This window comes from Actinacidiphila oryziradicis (assembly GCF_005047355.1).
Taxonomy (GTDB): Bacteria; Actinomycetota; Actinomycetes; order Streptomycetales; family Streptomycetaceae; genus Actinacidiphila; species Actinacidiphila oryziradicis.
The window spans coordinates 1-3,191 of record NZ_SUMC01000268.1; the positions used below are offsets into that span (position 1 = coordinate 1).

The 3,191-nt window shown below is 72.1% G+C and carries 4 protein-coding genes and 2 pseudogenes; 5 read left to right on the plus strand and 1 reads right to left on the minus strand.

All coding sequences use genetic code 11. The annotated features are described in order from the left end of the window. The 4 genes and pseudogenes from FCI23_RS54880 to gnd all read left to right on the plus strand — a co-directional run. On the plus strand, positions 1-127 hold a 127-nt coding region (locus tag FCI23_RS54880; protein ID WP_136724545.1), incomplete at its 5' end, for a hypothetical protein. Next, positions 124-1,125 carry a glucose-6-phosphate dehydrogenase assembly protein OpcA gene (gene opcA, locus FCI23_RS54885; RefSeq protein WP_136731654.1) on the plus strand — a complete coding sequence of 334 codons (1,002 nt, stop codon included), beginning with the start codon at positions 124-126 and terminating at the stop codon, positions 1,123-1,125. The genes FCI23_RS54880 and opcA, both read left to right, overlap by 4 nt. A gap of 136 nt (positions 1,126-1,261) precedes the next feature. After that, positions 1,262-1,399, plus strand: a pseudogene (locus tag FCI23_RS54890) (hypothetical protein); the annotation flags it as partial. 7 nt (positions 1,400-1,406) lie between these two features. After that, positions 1,407-2,357 carry a phosphogluconate dehydrogenase (NAD(+)-dependent, decarboxylating) gene (gene gnd / locus FCI23_RS54895; RefSeq protein WP_265737869.1) on the plus strand — a complete coding sequence of 317 codons (951 nt, stop codon included), beginning with the start codon at positions 1,407-1,409 and terminating at the stop codon, positions 2,355-2,357. Positions 2,358-2,469: 112 nt separating this feature from the next. Here the strand turns inward: gnd and FCI23_RS57980 are convergent, their stop codons facing one another. Next, positions 2,470-2,643: a hypothetical protein gene (locus FCI23_RS57980; protein ID WP_169317478.1), complete on the minus strand. Its 174-nt coding sequence runs from the start codon at positions 2,641-2,643 to the stop codon at positions 2,470-2,472. Positions 2,644-2,709: 66 nt separating this feature from the next. Between FCI23_RS57980 and FCI23_RS54900 the strand changes: the two are divergent. Next, positions 2,710-2,972 (plus strand): annotated as a pseudogene (locus FCI23_RS54900) (ATP-binding cassette domain-containing protein); the annotation flags it as partial. Between the last annotated feature and the right edge of the window lie 219 nt (positions 2,973-3,191).

Consider the following 3,191-nt stretch of genomic DNA (forward strand, 5'->3'; position numbering starts at 1 on the left):
CCTCGACCCCATCGAGGCCTACTGGGAGAAGCACGGCAAGCCGGCGCAGTACCCCTCCGGCACCTGGGGCCCGGTCGAGGCCGACGAAATGCTCGCACGAGACGGAAGGAGCTGGCGGCGGCCATGAGGACCGAACTCACGGACACCACGTCCAGCAGGATCAACCGAGCGCTGGTTGCGGCCCGCCGCGCCGGCGGCACCCCGGCCGTGGGCATGGTGCTCACCCTCGTCATCGTCACCGACGAGGAGAACGCCTACGACTCGCTCAAGGCCGCCGGTGATGCCTCGCAGGAGCACCCCTCCCGCATCCTGGTCGTCGTCAAGCGCTCCGGTCGTGCCTCGGCGCGCCGTAGCGAAGCCCGCCTCGACGCCGAGGTCAGCGTCGGCGGTGACGCCGCGAGCGGCGAGACCATCGTGTTGCGGCTGCACGGCGAACTCGCCGACCACGCCGACTCGGTGGTCCTGCCGCTGTTGCTGCCCGATGCCCCGGTGGTCGTCTGGTGGCCGGCGGACGCCCCGGCCGTCCCGGCCCAGGACCCGCTGGGCACGCTGGCCCAGCGCCGGATCACCGACAGCAACGCGGTCGAACAGCCACTGCGCGAACTGTCGGCCAGGGCCGCCTCCTACACCCCGGGCGACACCGACCTGGCCTGGACCCGGCTCACCCCCTGGCGGTCGATGCTGGTGGCCGCCCTGGACCAGGCGCGTACCTCCGTCGTCTCCGCAGCCGTCGAGAGCGAGGCGGGCAACCCCAGCGCCGAACTCCTGGCCCGCTGGCTCACCGATCGGTTGCGGGTGCCGGTCGAGCAGGTCGTCACCGACGGCCCGGTGGTTACCGCCGTACGGCTGGGCATCACGACCGGCGAGATCCGCATCGACCGCCCGGATGGCCCGACCGCCACGCTGGAAGTCCCCGGCCAGCCCGACCGCCGGCTCGCCCTGAAGGTGCGCAGCACCGCCGAGTTGATCGCCGAGGAGCTCCGCCGCCTCGACCCCGACGAGGCCTACGCCGCCGCTCTCCGCGCCGAAGTGGTCCCGCCTCCGGCCGCGACGGCGGCCGGGCCCCGGGCGACCGTGACTTCGCTGGCCCACGCCCGCAAGAACCAGGAGCGCAAGGATGCCTGACCCCACCCGCCTGAACCTGTTGCCGGAATGGGCCGCACTGGCCAAGCACCGCGACGAGTCCGGCGGCACCGGCCTGCGCGAGCTGTTCGCCGACGACCCGCGCCGCGCGGAACGGCTCACCGTCCGCGTCGGGGACGACCAGTGGGGCGTCGAACTCGGCAAGGTCCTCGCCCGGCGTATCGAACCCGCCCTGACGGAAGGCACCGACGTCCCCGGCCTCGACGCCTCCACCACCTCCCTGGTCACCGCCTACCGCACCCTGCGGGGCCGGTGATGCGCCTGTGCCCCGGTTCGCCGCAGCGCCATGCTCACCGGCCACGAACAGCAGCGAAGGAACGACTGACATGAACCTCGGACTCATAGGCCTGGGCAAGATGGGCGGCAACATGCGCGAGCGCATCCGCCGCGCGGGCCATACCGTCATCGGCTACGACCGCAACCCCGAACTCGCCGACGTGGCAAGCCTCGCCGAACTCGTCGAGAAGCTCGACGGCCCGCGCGTGGTGTGGATCATGGTCCCGGCCGGTGCCGCCACCCAGTCGACGATCGACGAGCTGGCCGAGCTGCTCTCCCCCGGCGATATCGTCGTGGACGGCGGCAACTCCCGCTGGACCGACGACGAGAAGCACGCCGCCGAACTCGCCGCCCGGGGCATCGGCTTCGTCGACGCCGGAGTCTCCGGCGGCGTATGGGGCCTGCAAAACGGCTACGCCCTCATGGTCGGCGGCGAGAGCGCGCACATCGCCAAGGTGCAGCCGGTCTTCGACGCACTGAAGCCCGAGGGCGACGCCGGATTCGTGCACGCGGGCAAGGCGGGCGCCGGGCACTTCGCGAAGATGGTCCACAACGGTATCGAGTACGCGATGATGCAGGCGTACGCCGAGGGCTGGGAGCTGCTGGAGGCCGTGCACTCGGTCACCGACGTCCGCGAGGTCTTCCGCTCCTGGCAGGAAGGCACCGTCATCCGCTCCTGGCTGCTCGACCTCGCGGTCAACGCCCTCGACGGTGACGAGCATCTGACCCACCTGCGGGGCTACGCTGCCGACTCCGGCGAGGGCCGCTGGACGATCGAGGCGGCCATCGACAACGCCGTGCCGTTGCCCGCGATCACCGCCTCGCTCTTCGCGCGCTTCTCCTCGCGCCAGGACGACTCCCCGCAGATGAAGATGATCGCCGCCCTGCGCAATCAGTTCGGCGGCCACGCCGTCGAAGGCTCCGGCCGCGGCGAGTGACTTCGTACAGCGATCTGTGATCCCGCTCCCGACCCCCTGGGCGGCACCGTGCCCCGAGCCGTATCGGCTCGGGGCACGGTGCCGCCGGCAGCCCAAGTTCGCCTGACAGGCCCTAGCGCCGGCGCCGCCGGTAGCCGGACCGGCCCGCGCTCGTGCCGAGTCCGCCGAGGTGCGCGGCGAGCAGCGTCAGCCAGACCAGCAACAGGCTGGTGGGGGTGAACGGGCTCGACGCTGGACGGGTCGACCGTCCGGGAGCCGCTGCGCGAGGTGAGCGAGGGAGCGGCATGAGCGACAGCATGAACGGCGGTATGGGCGGGGACCCGTTGCTGTACATACGCGACCTGCGGGTGAGATTCCCCGGCCGGGCGAGACCGTGGGGCTCGTGGGCGAGTCGGGCTCCGGCAAGGTCACCGTCGGCCGGCCGTCCTCGGGCTGGCGCCCGTGACCGGCGGAGCCATCGTCTTCCAGGACCCGTACTCCTCACTGAACCCGTCCATGACGATCGAGACGATTCTGTCCGAGCCACGGCTCGGGCACGGCCAGCAGGCCGGCCGCGACCGCGTTCGCCGGCTCCTGGACCGGGTGGGCCTGCCCGCGGACTCGGGCCGCCGCCTGACGCTGTCCGGGTTCGGGTAGCGGACGGCCGCCCAGGCCGAACTCGCGCCCCCCTGGCGTCAGGGGCGCGTCAGGGCTTCGGGATGCCGGCGTCAAGGTCGCGTCAGGGGTCGGGACAGGGCCCGGACCAGCGGGCATAGCGTCATAGAAGCGTTCGCGGCCATCGTGCCGCACCGGCGCGTCCCGTCTTTCTGCAAGGAGGAACACCATGTTCCACAG